Origin of the sequence: Natrinema sp. DC36 (assembly GCF_020405225.1) — an archaeon.
Lineage (GTDB): Archaea > Halobacteriota > Halobacteria > Halobacteriales > Natrialbaceae > Natrinema.
On the sequence record NZ_CP084472.1, the window covers coordinates 2,719,260 to 2,738,077 of the forward strand.

The following is an 18,818-nucleotide window of genomic DNA, read 5'->3' on the forward strand; positions in this document are numbered from 1 at the left end:
CGTCGAGCGGACCCTCTAGTCGCTCATCCAGTCGCTCGCCTGCGGCTCGCCCGGATCGGTCGGTACCTCGACGAGCACCGGTTCGTCCGCGTCGATTACGGACTCGAGCGTCGATCGAATCGCGGACGGCGTCTCCGCGCGCTCGGCTCGCAGCCCGAGACTCGCCGCGAGGGTCGCGAAGTCGATCGGCGCGTTCGTCCAGTTGTACTCGCCGGTCTCGAGATCGTAGTTCCGCTCGGCGTCGTCGCTGATGATGGCGTAATCCTCGTTGGTAAAGACGACGACGGTGATCGGCAAGTCCTCGGCGACGATCGTGTGGAGCTCGTGGACACACATCATGAGCCCGCCGTCGCCGGTCAACACGAGGACGTCGTCCTCGGGATTGGCCAACTGCGCGCCGATCCCCGACGGGAGACCGGTCCCCATCGTCGCCCACGAGCCCGGATTGACGTACGATCGCGGGCCAGCGGCCTCGAAGACGTTCAGGCCCCAGACCCGGAACCCGCCGGCGTCGGCTGCGACGATCGCTTCCCGCGGGACCGCGTCTCGGATCGCCTCGAGCGCGCTGACGGACGTCAGAGGTGCCGACGAGACGCGAAGGTCCTCGACCCGCTCGCTCGTGGCCGTCCTGACGACACTCGCGCGTTCGATGGCGTCGCCGGTCGAGACCGCTCGATCGGAGAGCGCTTCCTCGAGCGCCGACAGCGCGTTCCGGGCGTCGGCGACGATGCCGACGGACGGCGCGTAGCCGGTCCCGAGGTCGTCGGGGTCGAGCGTGACGTGGACGAGGGTCTCCGGCACGTCCACGGACCAGGCCCGAGTCGCGACCGCGTCGAAGTCCGTACCGACCGCGAGCGCCGCGTCCGCGTTCGCGAGGAGGGAGAACAGTTCGGGTGACGCGCTGCCCGACAGCGTTCCGGCGACGTATCCGTCGGAACCGTCGGGGAGGACGCCTTTCCCCTTGTAGGTGGTGACGACGGGCGCCCCGAGGCGGTCGGCGACGCGACGGAGCTCGTCGCTCGCGTTCGCGGCTCGGATGCCGCCGCCGGCGACGATCACCGGGTTATCGGCCCCGGCGAGCCGATCGGCAGCGGCCTCGACGTCGCTGTCCGCAACGCCCGAGACGGCGTTGCGACTGTAGTCCGCCGGCGTCGCGAGCGCCACGTCCATCGCCAGGAAGTTCTTCGGAATTCCAACGCGGACGGGTCCCTTCGGTGCTGTCTCCGCAGCTGCGATCCCCTCCTCGAGGACGGCGATCGTGCTCCCGGGCCGCTCGACGAGCAGGTTTTCTTTGACGACGTTGTCGTAGGTGTCCGGCGGGGTCTCGTGGATACCGTCGCCGCCCCGAATCGCGGGCTCGGTCTCGACGGCGATGTGGACGAGCGGCGTGCAGTCGTTGAGCGCGTTCTTCAGCCCGTTCATCGCGTTCATGTCTCCCGGTCCGGGAACGACGGCCGTCGCCGCGAGCTCGCCGCTGGTTTCCGCGTATCCCCACGCCTGATGGGTGACGGCGGTCTCGTGACGCGCCACGACGAACCGAATGTCGTCTCGCGCCCCGATCGCCTCGTTCAGCGGAAGCGTCTGTTTCCCGGGAATACCGAACACGGTGTCGATCCCATCGCCCGCCAGTCGCTCGATGACTGCTCGGCCAACATTCATACGCACACCTCGTAAACCAGCTATTTATTCCCTCCCTTCGGATCAGTCCCGATCGCTGGTCGGTCCGTGCGATCCCCGCCCGTTCCACTTCGATCACCGATCCCGTCCAAACGACGCGTGATCTCCAGCTGCACGACCGATTTACATGGTATGGTTTCTCATATCGAAACAGAGTCGAATTCGTGACACTGTTCGAGCGGGCCGAACGGAACGAAACCGATCGTTCGAGACGATTGTTTCGCGGGCGTCGCTGTGATTGTATCCCGTTCGCCCGCCGCCTTCAGTCGAAATCGACTGTTCGGACCCGATAGCGACAGCGACGACCGGCTGGGAACCGTCCGATTTTGATGTTTCGGTAGTTGAAACGCCCGTCCTCGAGCACACAATACCTGGATTTGTTGCGTGTTACTTCCCCATGGTATTCGGTATCACTCTACTACCATTCGATTCGGATTACAATCATATTTGTGTAAATCGATTCTCGCCCCATCGCTCGACCTTCATCGCTCCGGCGTGCGGTTAGCGGGTCGAACGAACTCACAGACGCGTTACAATCTGCAACGTGTGTATGATTCCGGCAGGTCGCGGTTCTCACGTACACCGTCGCCCGGAAGACCCGGTCGAATCAACTGGTTTCCGTACTCGCCGCTCGATTCGATCGTCGGTTCGACCGACCTGCCGGCCGCCTATCGCAAGTATTGCCACCCGACCGCCGTTCGTTTCGAATAACGAAACAATGCTCGGCTACCGTTCTCCAACAGAAACCATGCGCGAGATGGGCTCTCCCTCGGCGGGCTCGTCCCGCTGCTGCCTCTCTGCGGTATCGCGGTAAGCAGTCGATACCGATCGCGACGCGAACCGTCGAGAGAACGTGCAGACCGATCGAAACAACGGCTGGCCGGTCCTCCGATCAAACGATGTCGTCTGACTCGAGGGCCGCGATCTCGTCCGCCGAGTAGCCGAGCTCGTCGAGGATCTCGCGCGAGTGTTGGCCGAGATCAGGCGGTGCTCCCTCGTGAGTGGTTTCGAGCGAGGAGAAGTTGACCGGGTTCGCGGGCGATTTCAGCGTCCCGTGTTCGGGATGTTCCATCTCGGCGATCATGTCGTGGGACTCTATGTGTGGGTCGTTAACGACGTCTTCGACGTCGTTGACGGGCGTACAAGGGACATCGAACTCCCGGAGGTGCTCGACCCACTCGTCGGTCGTCAGTTCGGCGAAGATCTCCTCGAGGCGGGTATCGAGTTCGTCTCGGTTCTCGACCCGAGTCTCGAACGTGTCGAACCGCTCGTCGTCGATCCACTCCTCCCGATCGAGCGCGTGACAGAGGTTCGGCCAGATGCCCTCGCTGATCACGCCGACGACGACGTGCGAGTCGGCCGTCTCGATCGCCTGATAGGGCGCGAGGTTGGGATGTTTGGTCCCCATTCGGCGCGGGACGTCGCCGGAGGCGAAGTAATTGGTCACGTGATAGAGCAGCCACTGGAAACTCGTATCGTACAGCGCGAGCTCGATGTGTTGCCCCTCGCCCGTCCGCTCGCGATGATAGAGCGAGGTCAGGATGGCGTACGTCGCCGTCATGGCACCGGAGACGTCACAGATGGAGATTCCGACCCGCGCCGGTTCGTCTTCGCTTCCGGTAATACTCATCATACCGGCTTCGCCCTGTAACACGATGTCGAAGGACTTGCGCCCGCTGTAGGGGCTGTTCGTCCCGTACCCGGAGACGTCGCAGTAGATCAGGTCGTCGCTCAGTGCCGAGAGCGTCTCGTGGTCGGCCCCGAACTCCTCGGCCTTCCCGGGGCTGAAGTTCTGCATAAAGACGTCGGCGTCCTCGATCAGGTCGTGGAGAACAGCTTGCCCTTCCTCGCTGGTCAGGTCGAGCGTGAGGCTTCGCTTGTTTCGATTCAGACTGACGAAGTACGCCGACAGCCCCTCGTACTCCGGCTGGTAGGCGCGCGTGAGGTCACCGTGACCCGGTCGTTCGATCTTGATGACGTCGGCACCGAGGTCGCCGAACGTTTGCGTTGCCATCGGTCCGACGAGCGCCTGTGTCGCGTCGATAACGGTAATGTCCTCTAGAGGCCGCATACCACCGTCCTAGACACACCTCCGTTTATACGTTCCGCTCACAGCAGTCCGATCACGGGGACCGGAGTGCGTCGTTCCTGTCATTCGTCAGTAATGTGAGGCTGTTTGCTCACCCCTATCTACAATACTTAATCATTCCTTTCATACAGATAGCATGTTCCCAAAGATTTAATTGGTACGGATACACGGTTAGGCTGTATGAGTCTCAATAGACGTCGGGACGTTCTGAAAGCAGTTGGTGGACTCGGTGCAGTCGGACTGGCCGGCTGCCTCGGTGGTGGCGGCGATACGACATCCCTCAGCGTCGGAATTCCGAGCTCGGCCACGACGACCGGACAGGCAAGCAACTCCTTCCAGCGGGTCGTTCAAGAGCAATCGGGTGACACCGAACCGGCCGGCGAGATCCGCTGGCAGAATCAGGAGACCGGCGGCGACCCGCCGAGCCTCCGCCAGCACGCTCGCGGCAACCTGCAGGGGCTGACGGCCGGGAACTTCATCGTCGCGTCGGCACAGCAAGACCTGCCGCCGTTCGAGGAGGAGCCCCTCGACGCGCTTCCCCAGCAGATGTTCTCGATCACCCCGCTGCACATGCACGTCCTCTCGTTAACGGGGTCGGGCATCGAGACGACCGACGACCTCGTCGGGAGCAACTTCTGGCCGCTCCCGCCGGAGTGGGGCCTCCGCCAGCAGGCCCAGTCCGTCTTCACGAACGCCGGTCTCTGGAGCGATCTCGAGGACAGCGACTCCATCGTCAACGCCGGTACCGGCGAAGTGGCCGGCCGTATCGAGGAAGGTGACGTCGACGCGCTGGTCGCCTACGGCGCGGGATTCGCGAACCTCGCGGGCTGGGCGACGGAGGTCGACGCCCGCGCGGACCTGCAGCTCGTCGAATTCACCGACAGCTTCATCGAGGGCGTCAACAGCACGCGCGGTACCAGTCACAGCCAGATCGACACGTACGGCTGGGAGCAACAGAGCTTCGGCCAGGACCAGATGGACGTCTACGGCGCGGACTTCCAGTTCTGGCTCAACAGCGAGGTCTCGCGCGACGTCGGCTACGAGCTCGCGCGGATCAGCCACGAGAACACGGAGTCGATTCAGGAGGGACAGCCGGCCTATCTCGACCACAGCGACGCGGAGACCATGGCGTCGCTTTACCTCGATGACGTCCCGATCCACCCCGGCCCGTACGACTTCCTCGAGGAGCAAGACGTCGACATGAGCGCCTATACGCGCGGCGAGACCAGCGAATAGACCGAGCATGAGCGAGACCCAGAGCGAACCGCCCGTCTGGTCGCCACTGGATTTCCAGCGCGAGCACCTGCTGAACAATCTCGTCCTGGTCGTGTCTCTCCTGTTCTGGCTGCGGATCTTGCTGTATGCGGTGATACAGGACGCCCCGCGAGCGAAGTACGGGGCCGTCTTCCTCGCCGGTGGGATACTGGTGTACGTCATCAAAGAGCTCCACGACCTCGACGGGGCCAAACGCCTCGAGCGGGTGGGACTGTGGCTCTGCGGGCTCGTCGGCGTCGCCGTCCCGAGCTACGTGTGGCTGAACTACGAGGTGCTCGAGACGACCCGCGTCGGCTACGCATTAGACCACGAGTACCTGATCGGGGGGCTGTTCGCGCTCGTGATCCTCTATCTGACCTACCGGGCGTTCGGGGCTGCCTTCGCGGCCGTGATGATTCTGGCGGTACTCTACGCCCATTACGGGAACCTCATTACCGGACTGTTGGGCCACGGTGGGATCGGAGTCGAACAGATCATCAACGTCCTGACGATGGAGTTCGACGGCTTCTTCGGCTCGATCACCCAGGTCGTCGCCGTCAAAGTCGCGCTGTTTCTCCTGTACGCGGGCCTGATGCGCGGCTACGGGGCCTTCGAACTCATCATGCGACTCTCCTTCCAGACGGCGAAGTATCTCCGTTCGGGAGTCGCCCAGTCGGCGGTGACCTCGAGTCTGATCGTCGGCTCGATCAACGGCGCGCAGACGGCCAACGCCGCGATGACCGGCTCCTTTACCATTCCGCTGATGAAAGAGAGCGGGATGCGGTCCGAATCGGCGGGCGGCATCGAGGCAGTCGCCTCGTCGGGCGGACAGATCATGCCGCCGGTCATGGGCGCGGCCGCGTTCGTGATGGCATCGCTCATTCCCGGTATCGGCTACGTCGACGTCCTCGTCGCGGGCATCATCCCGGCGCTGGTATTCTACATCTCGGTCGCCGTCGGCGTCCACTACATGGCGATCAAGCAACTGCCGGACAGCGGCATCGACATCGAAAGCCGCATCGGCGACATTCCGGAGGGGTACCATCCCGCGATCGAGGCGATCCGGTTCGGCGTTCCGTTCGCCGTGCTCCTCTACACGCTCGGTATCGCGCAGTGGACGGTCCTCACGTCCGCACTGTACACCTGCGTCGCGATGATCGCGACCGGTGCCGGCGTTCCCCTGATCCTCAGCCTCGTCCGCAGCGACGTCGGTTTCGCCGAGACCGGTTGGGAGGCCCTGACGAACACGGTCTCCGGGTTCAAGTTCGGCGCGGTCTCGATCGCTCCGATCGTCATCATCATCGCGGCCGTCAACGGCATCGTCGACCTGCTGAACGCGACCGGCCTCCCCGGCAAACTCTCGCTGGCGATGGTCAGCGTCGCCGGGGGTGTGTTACTGTTCACGGTCATCCTCGCGATGGCGGTCTGTCTCGTCCTCGGGCTCGGCATGCCCACGGTCGCGGCCTACACCATCGTCGCGCTGCTCATCGCACCGACCCTGACCGGCGAGTTCGGCATCGACCCCCTCGCAGCACACTTCTTCGTGCTCTACGCGGCCATCCTCTCGGGAATCACCCCCCCGATCGCAATCGCGGTCGTGGTGACGACCGGCATCGCGGAGTCGAACTTCTGGAAAACGGCGCTCGAGGCGCTGAAGCTCGGGCTACCGCTGTTCATCCTGCCCTTTACGTTCGTCTACAATCCCGAGATCGTGACGGACGGGTTCAGTCTCGCGACCGCGGGCTCCGGGCTGGTCGTCCTCCTCGGTGCGATCGCCATCACTCACGGACTCAACTGTGCACCCCGTCCGTTCGGCATTCCGTCGCCAATCGGCTACGGGGCGCGGGCAGTGTACGTCGCACTCGGGATCTTCGCGATGGTCTGGCCGACGCTGATGCCGCGGCTCGGTGCCGTGGTCGTCGCGCTCGTCCTCATGGCGCTCCAGACGGTCGTTCCCCGAGAAGCCACCGTCGACACCGTCGCACAGGGCGACTGAGAGCCCCGACTATCGACGGACCGCCGTCTCGCCCCGTCGGTTTCGCAGCTCCGTCGGCGGCCCGATTTCCGTTCACGTCCGGTTCTGTTTCTCGACCGATTTGACGAACGACCGGAAGCGGACACCGACAGTCACTCGGACAAAAAAGCGCGATGGTCGCTCCGATCAGTCGTCGAGGTAGACGCCGTCGGGGTCGAGCTCCTCACGAATGAGTCGGATCTCGTCGTCGGTCGGTGTCCGCGTCCGCTCGAGGTCGTCGGCGAACTGGATGTCCCAGCCGACCAACGCCCGCACCTCGTCGGCCGTCACGCCCGGGTGGAGGCTCTCGACGATCAGCTCGCCGTCGTCATCGAACCCCATGAGCGCCTTGTCGGTGATGACGGTCTCGGGCCCGCCGCGCAGCCCCAGCTCCTCGCGATCCGTCTCGGCGTCGAGATAGCCCGGGCTCGTGACGAAGTCGACTTCCTCGGGGAACCGCCGTTCCTCGAGCGGCGAGACGATAATCGTCCGGTGGGCGTTGCTGGCGATCTCGCAGGCCCCGCCGCTGCCGGGCAGCCGCACCGCGGGATCGTCGTAGTCGCCGATCACGGTGGAGTTGATGTTGCCGTAGCGGTCGACCTGCGCACCGCCGAGGAAGCCGACGTCGATCCGGCCGCCCTGCAGGTAGTACGAAAAGCCGTTCAGCATCGATTCGACGCTCGTCGCCCCCGACGCCAGCACCGGATCGCCGATCGACAGCGGGAGCGAACTCGGGTTCGACCCGATCGTCCCCGACTCGTAGATCATCTCGAGGTCCGGCGCGTGACTTCGCTTGGCGAGGTTACAGGCCAGATTCGGCACGCCAATCCCGACCAGTACCGAGTCGTCGTCTTCGAGCTGTTCCGCCGCCGCGGTCACCATGAGCTCCGTGTCCGTGTACTCCATCAGTAGTCACCCATATCGATCGCCGTCGCGTACTGCGAGTCGACCCCGAGATCGAGCAGCCGCTTCGCGCCGAGCTTCTCGAGGTACTCCCGTCGGTTCTCGACGCCGTAGACCCACTCGTCGAGCCAGTCTTGGATGTCTTCGTGGCGCTTCGAGATCTCTTCCCACTCGATGTACGCATCGTTGTCCCGCTGGTAGTATCCCTGGGCGTACGACGGATGAGCGCCGTAGGGCTCCCTGACGACGTAGTCGACGGCGTCGGCCGTGAACAGCGTCCGGTTGGGGTCGCTCCGGATCGTCTCGGTCGAGCACAGCTCTTCGACGCAGCAGACGACCGTATCGGCCGCGAGCGCAGCTTCCTTCTGTTCGCCGGGGATCCCCCAGAGGTGGGCGTTTCCGTCCTCGTCGCTTCGCTGTGCGGACACGATCGCGACGTCCGGATTGATCGGCGGCACGACCGGGATCTCGTCGTCACCGTACGGGCTCTCGACGGACCTGATCGCGTCGTTGTGTTCGACGAGGTCCGACCCGGCGAACGTCCGCACGGGCATGAACGGCAGGTTCGCCGCGCCGGCGTGGAGCGCCGCGACCATCCCGTAGTGGGTGTACTCCTCGAGTTTGATCGGGTTCGGGACCCCGTCCTCGACTGCTCGTCTGAACGCCCGGAGGCTGCCGACGCCCGGATTCCCGGCCCACGAGAAGACGACCTTCGAGACGCAGCCCGCAGCGATCAGCTGGTCGTAGACCAGATCCGGCGTCGCCCGAATCAGCTCGAGGTCGCTGTATCCGCCGCGGATGATCTCGTGTCCCGCCGCGAATGGAATGAGATGGGTAAATCCCGCGAGATACAGACTGTCTCCGTCGTCAACGGCGTCCTCGATCGCTGACGCCATCGTCGTCACTTGTGCCATCGGTTCTAGACGCACCCACCGCGGGCAATCGTATAAGCGCACCTCTTTCCGAGCGCCGTCGACGGAGCGATCCTCGAACCGATACCGACAGCCGCCCCTATCGGACAGCGAAATCGTTCGCCGATTCGTTTCTCATCGGTGAACCTTTTAAGGCTTCGTGCGCTATACAGTACGTCATGTCCCGAAACGACGCCGGGAATCAGGACCGCGGACCGGGCTCCCCGACCATCAAGAGCGTCGAAACCTCGCTCGCGATCGTCGACGAGTTGCAGGCTCGAGACGGGGGCGGGGTTTCGGAGTTGGCCGACGCGACGGGGAAATCGAAGGGGACGGTCCACAAACACCTGATCACCCTTCTCAAACACGATTACGTCGTCAAGGAGGGCGACACCTATCGGATCGGCCTGCGATTCCTTGACGTTGGCGGGTACGCTCTCCATCAGATCGAGGGGCTGCAGTACATCGAGCCGAAGATCCGGGAGCTGGCCGATCTCACGGGGGAAACGGTTCAGTTCTCGATCGAGCAGCGCGGCCGATCCGTCGTCCTCGACCGAAAGGCCGGGCAGAAAGGCGTCTTCAGCCGCGCTCGGATCGGCAAGCGGTTCTATATGCATCAGGTCGCCGGGGGCAAGGTAATTCTGGCGAACCTACCCGACGAGCGCGTCCGCGAGATCGTCGCCCGCCACGGGCTGCCGCCCGCGACCGACGAGACGATCACGACCGAAGCCGACCTGTTCGACGAACTCGAGGCGGTCCGCGAACGTGGATACGCGTTCAACATCGACGAGAGCACGCAGGGATTACACGCCGTCGCCGTCCCGCTGACGAGTCCCGAGGGCGGGGTCCTCGGTGCGTTCGCCGTCGCCGGCCCGAGCCACCGGATGCGCGGCGAGCGGTTCGAAGACGAGATTCCGGATATGACTCGCAGTATCGTGAACGAGCTCGAGCTGAACCTCGCCCACTCTTGAGACCGGTCCCGTGACCGCCGTTCAAGGAGGAGTTGACCCGTTCTGGGACCAGCTACCGAGTACAGTGACGGCCGCTGACGGACTCCTCTGACTGCGCGACTCTCCGGAGGTCCGCTGCGTCGCGACCGTTTTCCGAAGACCAACCAATAAGACATTATACCAGTTAGAAATACATTTTTTAGCCATCATGTTCGACACGGATCCTCTTTCTGGAAACGTATCGGGGGCAAATATGCGTTTTTACGGGCTGAAAGGAGCTAATTCTGGCACCACTCTCTCCTAGTTGGACGTGCACCGCCGAGATCGACACCGGTTCGAACCACGTTCTAATTAATTCCGATATCGCCTCTTAGAGGGTGCAATAGCGGCACTGATACCGTTTTTCGATAAGCGAGGCTGTATCCAACGGTTTAGACGCTACTCTGACTATATCGACAATACATATATTTTCAAATGATTTTTATCGGCGCTCGAGCCGACCCGGACTCGAGCACCGCGCGGATCGAAGATTCGCCGTGCCGACTGCGTCGGTCCCACGACTGATCCCCCGGTCCGTCGGCTCCGACTCGGAATGCGCTCTCGAGCGGATTCGGTTCGACAATTCTTATAGTGGTTCCCGCGTACGATTATGGTATGGAGGATATTTTCGTCGCTCGAGTCATGTCCACGGCGGTACGAACGGTGGCTCCGGACACGCTCGTCGAGGATGCCGCCAACACGATGCTCGAGAACGGAATCGGATCGGTCGTCGTCGTCGACGACGAGAACCAACTCGAGGGGATCCTGACGACCACGGACTTCGTTCGAATCGTCGCCGAGCGGCAGCCGAAGGATCGGACGCCGGTCTCGGAGTACATGAGCACGGACGTCGTCACGGCATCGGCCCAGGACAGTATCCGCGACGCCGCGGACGTGATGGTCGAGCACGACTTCCACCACATCCCCGTCATCGACGAGGACGAAGGCGTCATCGGCATGGTCACGACGACGGACCTGGCGGGGTACGTCTCGCGCGTGCAGTCGCCCAGTCCGGAGTGATCGACTGCCCCCGCCTGAACGGGTACTCTTGCTATCGATAGCTCGAGAGATCAACGCCTCGAGACCGAAAGGATCGGCCAGCGTCGGCCGAGTCCGGCCCGAACTGCCACGTTTTCGGCCGAATGGAAACCTGTAACCGACTAGTTGTCGGCGTTACTGTGAGTGCTCCCGGCTTCTTCGTGGGTGTGTAGCAGCGACATCTCCTTGCGGAGATCGACCCCGTTCGTGGCCGCCGATCGGACCCGATAGCGGTACCCGACCGAGGTGACGATCAGGAGGACGAACATGACGAGCAGTGCCGATGGCGCACTCGCCGCGACGAGCAGCATGAACACGAAGGAAACGACGACGTTCCCCACCGCGACCGCCTTGAGCACCGGCAACGGGAGCTTGTAGATCGAGTCCGCGTAGCGCTGTGGGAACACCGATGGGAGGTTCCACAGCGCGACGCCGCCGATCATAAAGGAAAGGAAGATGCCGGTGACGATGAGGACGACCAGCCAGTCGAGGAACGCGGCCCCGGTCAGCTCGTCGAAAACGTCGACGAACGGCGCCGCGATCAGGGGCGGAACGCCCATAAAGATCACCGCTCGGTGGGGGGTGTCGAATCGGTCGTGGATCCCCGCGAAGAACCCGGGGAGGAGTTTGTCGCGCGAGGCACGCATGACCGTCCGGGAGTAGGACGTGTACAGCGTGTTGATAGTCGTCGCGGCCGCAATCAGCGCCGCGACGGCGATGAACGCGAGCGCCGCATCCGGCAGCGTGCCGAACTCACCCGCGACGGCCGCGAGCGCGCCGTCGACCGCCTCGCCGTCCTCGCCAACGGCCGCCCGCCACGAGGCCCCGCCGACGAGCGCGACGACGATGCCGACCGAGAGCACCGCGACGAACGACATCCCGATCGCGAGCACGCGCGGGATGTTCTTGACGGGATTCTCGAGTTCCGTCCGGATAGTCCCGCGGCGGGCCGATCTCGAGGTCGGTTTCCCCGCGCGTAACGCCCACTCGGACGCGCTCGGAGTGCTCGAGGTCGAACGAGTCCGTTCGGGCCTCCTCGATCGGCGTCGGTTCCTCGCGAGGTGTGGGTTCCTCTGGCATAGGTGACGGTTGGCCGGCGGTCGCCTTGGTTGTACTCGAAGCCAATTCCATCGGGGCACGGTATCAGACGGGCTGCTCTCCGTCAGTTCCGGTGCACCCGCGACCCGCCAGACGGGTGCGCCGATACACCGATACAGTAGGCCGTCTCAGTCGACGACGAACGTCTCGTCGTCGATGGACGCGCCACCGACCCAGCACTCGCGGGCGAACCACGCGAAGTAGCCGACCACGCCGACCGTGAGGACGACCTCGAGCGAGCCGAGCCCGGTGATGGTCTCGCCCGCGAGGAGGCCCGCGACGCTGACCGCGGCCCAGCCGATCGCCAGCAGCGCGATGGCGATCGCGGCGACGCGAGGCCAGCCGAGGGTGGTCGATCCGATCGACACCCGTTCTCGGCGTCCGGCGACGATCATCGCACTCCCGACGACGCCGAGCCACGAGACGAGCAGGAGTAGCGAGGGGGTCGTCGGCACGCCTAACACGGCGACGAAACTGGCGGCCAGGAGGAGCGTCGCGACGCCGCCGCCGGTCAGTCCGCGACGGATAATCGCCTTTCGCCTGTTCATGCGACGATAGTCGCCGGCTCCCGCCGTTAACGATTCGGATCGCGCGCGGTACCGGCCGACGGTTTTCGCCGTCGACGCGAGACGCGATTCGGCCCGCCGATCAGTCGTCGTCCATCGGCGCGCTCACGGGTTCGACGCGCTCGCCGCGCGGACCGTCGAGGTCCACTTTCGGCAGCAGGTCCCGCAGGTAGCGACCGGTGTGGGAGTCCTCGAGGCGAGCCACGTCCTCCGGCGTCCCGGTCGCGACGATTTCGCCGCCGTTCTCACCGCCCTCGGGGCCGAGGTCGATGACGTGATCGGCGTTTTTGACGAGGTCGAGTTCGTGCTCGATGACGGCGACGGTGTTGCCGTTGTCGGTCAGCCGGTGGAGCACGTCGATGAGTTTGCGCTCGTCCGCCGAGTGGAGGCCGGTCGTCGGCTCGTCCAGCAGGTACAGGGTTTCGCCCGAGTCCTTCTTCCCTAACTCTTCGGCGAGCTTGACCCGCTGGGCCTCGCCGCCCGAGAGGGTGGTGGACGGCTGACCGAGCGTCATGTAGCCGAGGCCGACGTCCTGCAGCAGTTCGAGTCGCCGGCGGATCTGGGAGTTGGACTCGAAGAAGTCGGCGGCCTCCTCGACTTCCATCTCGAGGACGTCGGCGATGGTCTTCCCCTTGTAGGTGACGTCGAGCGTGGCGTCGTTGTAGCGCGCGCCGTCACACTCCTCGCAGGGGACGTAGACGTCACTCAGGAAGTTCATCTCGATTTTCACCGTTCCTTGCCCGCCACACTCCTCGCAGCGGCCGCCCTTGACGTTGAAGGAGAAGCGCCCCTTCTCGTAGCCCCGCTGTTTCGAGAGCGACGTCGAGGCGAACAGCTCCCGGACGTAGTCGAAGACGCCGGTGTACGTCGCGGGATTGGAACGGGGCGTGCGGCCGATCGGTGACTGATCGATCAGGCGCACGGTTTCGATCTCCTCGAGCCCCTCGAGGGCGTCGTGGTCGCCGGGAATCACGCTCGTGTTGTCGTTCATCTGGCGAGCGAGCCCCTTGTAGAACACGTCGTGCATCAGGGTGGACTTTCCGGAGCCCGAAACGCCCGTAATGGCGGTAAAGCACCCGATCGGGATGTCCACGTCGAGATCCTTGAGGTTGTGCTGGCGCGCGCCGCGGATCGTCAGCGCACCGTCGGGATCCCGGCGCTCGTCCGGGACCGGGATCTGCTTGCGACCGGAGAGGTAGTCGCCGGTGATCGATCCCTCGGTCGCTTTGACTTCGTCGACGGACCCGTTGGCGACGACCTCGCCGCCGCGCTTGCCGGGGCCGGGACCCATATCGATGACGGCGTCCGCCCGCCGCATCGTCTCCTCGTCGTGTTCGACCACGAGCAGGGTGTTGCCGAGGTCGCGCAGTTCTTCTAGGGTGTCCAGCAGCCGGTCGTTGTCCCGCTGGTGGAGCCCGATCGAGGGCTCGTCGAGCACGTAGAGGACCCCGACGAGACCGGAGCCGATCTGCGTGGCCAGCCGGATGCGCTGGCTCTCACCGCCGGAAAGCGTCGAGGCCTCGCGGTCGAGCGTGATGTAGTCGAGGCCGACCTCGCACATGAATCCGAGCCGCGCCCGGATCTCTTTGAGGATCTCCTCGGCGATCACCTTCTCGCGCTCGGTGAGGTCGGCTTCCATCGACTCGAAGTGCTCGCGGGCGTCGCCGATGCTCATCGCGTTGATCTCGGTGATCGAACTGTCGTCGACCAGCACGGCGCGACTCGCGGGCTTCAGCCGAGTGCCGTCACAGGCCGGACACGCCGTTGCCGACATGTAGTCCTCGATGTGCTCCCGCGTCGAGTCGGAGTCGGTCTCGAGGTAGCGCCGCTCGAGGTTGGGGATGACGCCCTCGAAGCGCTTTTTCTTCCGGCGGGTGCCGTTCTTGGTACGACGCTTGAACAGCACCTCGTCGTCGGTACCGTAGAGGAACGCCTGCTGGATATCCGTCTCGAGGTCCTCGAACGGCGTCGACAGCGAGAGGCCGAAGTGCTCCGCGACGGCGTCGAGGCGGGTCTGGTAGTACGACCGGTTGTAGCTCCAGGGCTCGAAAACGTGCTTGAGCGGCTTGGACTCGTCCTGCAGGACGAGGTCCTCGTCGATCTCCTTGGTCTCGCCTAAGCCCTCGCACTCGGGACAGGCACCGTGGGGCGAGTTGAAGGAGAACGAACGGGTCTCGATCTCGGGAATGTCGATCCCGCAGTGCGTGCAGGCGAGATCTTTCGAGAACTCGACGACGAAGCGGTCGTTCTCCTCGGTTTCCTCGCCGAGCGCGCCGGTCCGGCGGGCCTCTTCGCCGAGATCCGCGGCGACTTCCGCGGACGCGTCCGGCAGGATCACCTTCAGGACGCCCTCGGCCTCATCGAGCGCCGTCTCGACGCTGTCGATGATCCGCGGCCGGCCCTCGGCGCTGACCTTCACGCGGTCGACGATCACGTCGACGGTGTGATCGAAGTTCTCGTCGAGGTCGGGGTCGTCCGTCGTGAGGTCGTACTCCTCGCCGTCGATCTCGACGCGGGCGTACCCCTCCGAGACGAGTTCCTCGAAGAGGTCCTCGAAGGCTCCCTTCTGGTCGCGAACCACCGGCGCCGCGAGTTTGACCCTGGTTCCCTCGGGGAGCTCGAGGATGCGCTCGACCATGTTCTGGGCCGACTGCTCGCCGACTTCGCGACCGCAGTCGGGACAGTGGGGCGTGCCGACGCGGGCGTAGAGCAGTCGCAGGTAGTCGTGGAGTTCCGTGACCGTTCCCACCGTGGAACGGGGGTTGTTCGCGGCGTTCTTCTGATCGATCGAGATGGCCGGCGAGAGGCCCTCGACAGTCTCGACCTGGGGCTTGTCCATCTGGCCGAGGAAATTTCGAGCGTAGGCCGAGAGGCTCTCGATGTATCGGCGCTGCCCTTCGGCGTAGACCGTCTGGAACGCGAGCGAGGACTTGCCCGAGCCCGAGAGACCGGTGACGACGGTAAAGGCCTCGCGCGGGATCGAGACATCGATGTCCTTGAGGTTGTGCTCCTCCGCACCGCGTACTTCGATGGTGTCCTTGCTCATCGTTCGATCGCAGAGAGGGACTGTCTGTCCTGTCGATACGGTTCCAGATTCATTGTATCTGAGTCAGTAGCCGGAAGGCCTTAACGAGTCTGAAAGCCCAATGCCGTGCTACTAATTGGCAAGACGTGTTCGGCCGTTTCGGAATCATCGTCAATCGATCGCAATCAGCATGCGATACGTAACGGGAACCGGGTCCCGCTTCTCTCCTATTTTTATGAACACTGAGCCAGAAGGGGACGTATGGACGACGTCGACTTCGACGAACTCGTGGCCTCGGTAACGCTTCGTGAGGAAAACCAGGCGATCAAGAGCTATCAGAACACGGTGGCGATCTCCTGCCCGGCCTGTGGCTCCCAGTTCGACGACCTCATCGTTTGCAAGGAAAACCCGACGAGCCTCAACCTCTCGAAACAGCTGGATTTGTGCGTGGGATCGGCGGACGATCAGGCGGTCATCTTCACGCACAAGAGATAGCGTTCCGGTTCCGTTGAAACCTTTTTTCAGTTATTTTCGATCAATAGTTCGTTCGCTACAGATGCAGAAGTACCTTTTTCCGCCTCGGGATTCCTCGTGGTTCGAGAAACCGTAGGTTTCTCGTAGCAAACTGCTCACTTCGTTCGCAGATGCTCGTCGCGGTAACTCCTTCCCCTGTACTGAACGATGGCTACGTGTGCATGCGTATCAAACCCGAAAAGCTGTTCTAGATCAGTGAGACCACGATAACGACACTGCCGCTAATACCAGCAAGAGTACCGACCCCACGTGCCAGTCGCTCACCCCACGCAACCGTCCGTTCGAGCGAGAGCACAACCGCGATGAGTGCCATCCAGACGATATTCATCGAACCCACGATCACCATAAATGCGAACAGCGCCCAACAACACCCGACACAGAAGACGCTGAACTGCCAGCTCATCCGGACGGCACCACGCACACCCGGCCGGTAGTGGCCCAGAAGGAAACCGAGCGGTGACCGACAATACCGCAGACATCGGTATTTGTAGGGTGAGAGCTGGTACCCCGATAAGAGTAGCAACGACCCACCCACCAAGAGCCCGCCGTGGGCGTTCGCAAGAGTGACGATCGGCACCAGCGCATTGACAACAAGCGGGACAACTCCTGTTAACGTCCAAACGAGTGCGTACGTCCCGATAAACGCCCCGACTCGCGTTGCTTTGCCTGCGGCCGTCGTCCCCTCAAGCGTCTCGGCGTATAGCCGAAAGAGCGGGACCGACGACGGGTACATCATGGCGACCATCATCACCCCCCACATGAGCAGGTACAGGCTGATACCAGTCACCCCGTTCGAGAGCGCCATCGCCTCCGGTGCTCCCGGGTCGGACATGTGCATTTGCATACCCATCTGTCCGCCAGGCATCGGGAGCCAGCGACCAATGACTGCTGCCCACGCGAGCAGCGCGATTGCGTAGGTAATGAGCACGACAATCGGGATGCGCCGGTGGGTGATTCGATCCCGGAATGAGTCATGAGTCCCCATGATCGTTTGACTATATCGCTGTCCGACCGCCCTCAGGAGTTCGCCAATTCGAAGTCGCCGAGGTAGGCGTTGTTTCCGGAGACGTCCCACGTGAACTGGTCATCGTAGGAGACCGTGGCCGTGGTTGACTTCCCGGTCTGTACCTCCGTACTCTTCGTCAGTGGGTGGGGTGAGATCGTACCGACTTCCTCGTTGAACCCGACCGCACCGCTCGCGTCCATTTCGATGGCATCCCCGATCTCAACGGAGAAGTCCGCCCCGTCCCGCGAGAAGCTGATCGGAACGGTTGTCACGTCGGCGGATCGGACGTGTGTGTCAGCGACGGGCGCCCAGATGCCACCGGCGCGCCCGGAGTAGATGTCCTCGAGTGCCTCACGCTGATCGTCGTTGGCTGTCTCGTCGATGAGTAACACGATGTCCCACTCCGTCTCGGGAGCGAACATGACCCCCTCATCGGTCGAAATGAGCATGCCGACATCTACCCCACTTAGGTCGACATCGCCGTAGCTTCCCTCCTCGATATGCCACGCCAGTGAGACGGTACAGACGTCATCGTCCGGTGATTCCATCCATACGCACTGGCATGCAACATCGCAGTTGCAGGCTTCAACGTAGTCTCCCTCGATGGTCCATTCTTGTGCCATTGATGAACACCGTGCGATACGCCAGCAAGCACCACGATAAAGCTATCTAGTGAAAAGATACCACCTGATGAAACCGTTGGGGTGACCTTCCTATTCACCTGTAAATGCATCTTAGTAGTAAACAGCCGCGCACGTTATCTCGTCGTCCCGTAGTGAGCGATTCGGCCCACCCAATGATGGAAGAGAGACCGTGCTGCATTCGCGCCCTGTATCCAGCAGACGACTGTTGATAGATGTCAGAGAAGTCAATAGCCGATCTGGGAACTGGTTCGCCTTTACCGACCGAATCGGTCCGTTCCGAGTACAAACTCGCCGTCAAGTGATAGCTAGCGAAGAGCAACGTTGGCACTCATCTCCGAATTATCCGCTTTGCGTCTCGACTCTCGTGATACCGAATCGACTGTCCGCCGCCCGACCCGTAATCGGCGCGGCCCGACCTCGAGTCCGGGAGTCAGTACCCGGACCAAAGTGACTTCGGCCGGCAGCCCCAAGGGAGCCCATGAGCGACGACGCCGGGGACGCACTCGCGGTCGACGAGTTCGTCGAGTACTGCCGGACCCAGGCCGGCCTGCTCTCGGGACGCGTCGAGACGATGGGCGAAGAGGCCGACAAACTGCTCGATGAGATCGACCGCGAGATGGCCGAAATCCGATCGCGGCTCGAGGCCTTGCCGGACGAGGTACCCGCGACCGAAACGCCGTCGACGGCGGACGTCCCGGTCACGAACGAGGTCGACGTCGCGGCGATCGAGGAGTTACAGGAGAAACTCGAGGAGAAGCAGCTCCTCGTCGAGGCCAAACAGGCTCGAATGCAGGCGTTCCAGGAGCTGGCCGCCGACTACACCGAACTGGCGGAAACGCTCCCTTCCGAGGCGGCGGACGGGCAGGAAGCCCTGACCAGTATCGTCGAATTCGAGGCCGACGCCGACGCGCCGGCGTACTTCGACGAGCGGGAGACGATGGTCGAAGCAGCGGCTTCGTCGGCCGATTCGGAGACCGAATAGTCGGCTCGATCGCACGGACACGGAACGGATCGATCGCCGTGCTACCGCTCGTTCGTGACTGGTCACACGTGATACCCATCCGAACGTT

The 18,818-nt window shown here is 63.3% G+C and carries 15 protein-coding genes; 6 read left to right on the forward strand and 9 right to left on the reverse strand.

Translation table 11 applies throughout. The annotated features are described in order from the left end of the window. Positions 1-15: 15 nt before the first annotated feature. Together LDH74_RS14090 and LDH74_RS14095 are read right to left on the reverse strand one after the other, a co-directional pair. Positions 16-1,659 carry a thiamine pyrophosphate-binding protein gene (locus LDH74_RS14090; RefSeq protein WP_226039345.1) on the reverse strand — a complete coding sequence of 548 codons (1,644 nt, stop codon included), beginning with the start codon at positions 1,657-1,659 and terminating at the stop codon, positions 16-18. 910 nt (positions 1,660-2,569) lie between these two features. Beyond that, positions 2,570-3,748, reverse strand: coding sequence for a CaiB/BaiF CoA-transferase family protein (locus tag LDH74_RS14095; protein ID WP_226039346.1), 1,179 nt, complete (start codon positions 3,746-3,748; stop codon positions 2,570-2,572). A gap of 198 nt (positions 3,749-3,946) precedes the next feature. On the opposite strand from LDH74_RS14095, the gene LDH74_RS14100 reads away from it, so the two are divergent. Then, on the forward strand, positions 3,947-5,002 hold the full coding sequence (locus LDH74_RS14100) for a TAXI family TRAP transporter solute-binding subunit (protein ID WP_226039347.1): 1,056 nt from the start codon (positions 3,947-3,949) through the stop codon (positions 5,000-5,002). Between the two features lie 7 nt (positions 5,003-5,009). After that, positions 5,010-7,016 carry a TRAP transporter fused permease subunit gene (locus tag LDH74_RS14105; RefSeq protein ID WP_226039348.1) on the forward strand — a complete coding sequence of 669 codons (2,007 nt, stop codon included), beginning with the start codon at positions 5,010-5,012 and terminating at the stop codon, positions 7,014-7,016. 165 nt (positions 7,017-7,181) lie between these two features. Here LDH74_RS14105 and LDH74_RS14110 read toward each other — a convergent pair whose 3' ends face one another. Together LDH74_RS14110 and LDH74_RS14115 are read right to left on the reverse strand one after the other, a co-directional pair. Then, positions 7,182-7,940 (reverse strand): CoA-transferase, encoded by a 759-nt coding sequence (locus LDH74_RS14110; protein ID WP_226039349.1) that lies wholly within the window; start codon positions 7,938-7,940, stop codon positions 7,182-7,184. After that, positions 7,940-8,851 (reverse strand): CoA-transferase, encoded by a 912-nt coding sequence (locus LDH74_RS14115; protein WP_226039350.1) that lies wholly within the window; start codon positions 8,849-8,851, stop codon positions 7,940-7,942. The genes LDH74_RS14110 and LDH74_RS14115 overlap by 1 nt, the downstream gene beginning before the upstream one ends. A 176-nt stretch (positions 8,852-9,027) precedes the next feature. Here LDH74_RS14115 and LDH74_RS14120 point away from each other — a divergent pair, with 176 nt between their 5' ends. Then, positions 9,028-9,819: an IclR family transcriptional regulator gene (locus LDH74_RS14120; protein ID WP_226039351.1), complete on the forward strand. Its 792-nt coding sequence runs from the start codon at positions 9,028-9,030 to the stop codon at positions 9,817-9,819. 633 nt (positions 9,820-10,452) lie between these two features. Continuing rightward, positions 10,453-10,857 (forward strand): CBS domain-containing protein, encoded by a 405-nt coding sequence (locus tag LDH74_RS14125; RefSeq protein ID WP_226039352.1) that lies wholly within the window; start codon positions 10,453-10,455, stop codon positions 10,855-10,857. 140 nt (positions 10,858-10,997) lie between these two features. Here LDH74_RS14125 and LDH74_RS14130 read toward each other — a convergent pair whose 3' ends face one another. From LDH74_RS14130 to uvrA, 3 genes are all read right to left on the reverse strand, one after another. After that, a complete protein-coding gene (locus LDH74_RS14130; protein WP_226042531.1) occupies positions 10,998-11,810 on the reverse strand; it encodes an amino acid permease in 813 nt (270 codons plus the stop codon). A gap of 291 nt (positions 11,811-12,101) precedes the next feature. Beyond that, complete coding sequence (locus LDH74_RS14135) at positions 12,102-12,521, reverse strand: hypothetical protein (protein WP_226039353.1); 420 nt, start codon at positions 12,519-12,521, stop codon at positions 12,102-12,104. 100 nt (positions 12,522-12,621) lie between these two features. Next, on the reverse strand, positions 12,622-15,585 hold the full coding sequence (gene uvrA / locus LDH74_RS14140) for an excinuclease ABC subunit UvrA (protein ID WP_226039354.1): 2,964 nt from the start codon (positions 15,583-15,585) through the stop codon (positions 12,622-12,624). Between the two features lie 240 nt (positions 15,586-15,825). Here uvrA and LDH74_RS14145 point away from each other — a divergent pair, with 240 nt between their 5' ends. Continuing rightward, a complete protein-coding gene (locus LDH74_RS14145) occupies positions 15,826-16,059 on the forward strand; it encodes a hypothetical protein (RefSeq protein ID WP_226039355.1) in 234 nt (77 codons plus the stop codon). A gap of 226 nt (positions 16,060-16,285) precedes the next feature. On the opposite strand, the gene LDH74_RS14150 is transcribed toward LDH74_RS14145, so the two are convergent. Continuing rightward, on the reverse strand, positions 16,286-17,083 hold the full coding sequence (locus LDH74_RS14150) for a DUF2182 domain-containing protein (protein ID WP_345778528.1): 798 nt from the start codon (positions 17,081-17,083) through the stop codon (positions 16,286-16,288). Positions 17,084-17,115: 32 nt separating this feature from the next. Further along, positions 17,116-17,727 carry a DUF1326 domain-containing protein gene (locus LDH74_RS14155; RefSeq protein WP_226039357.1) on the reverse strand — a complete coding sequence of 204 codons (612 nt, stop codon included), beginning with the start codon at positions 17,725-17,727 and terminating at the stop codon, positions 17,116-17,118. A 499-nt stretch (positions 17,728-18,226) separates the two neighbouring features. Here LDH74_RS14155 and LDH74_RS14160 point away from each other — a divergent pair, with 499 nt between their 5' ends. Continuing rightward, positions 18,227-18,730: a hypothetical protein gene (locus LDH74_RS14160; RefSeq protein ID WP_226039358.1), complete on the forward strand. Its 504-nt coding sequence runs from the start codon at positions 18,227-18,229 to the stop codon at positions 18,728-18,730. Positions 18,731-18,818: the final 88 nt, after the last annotated feature.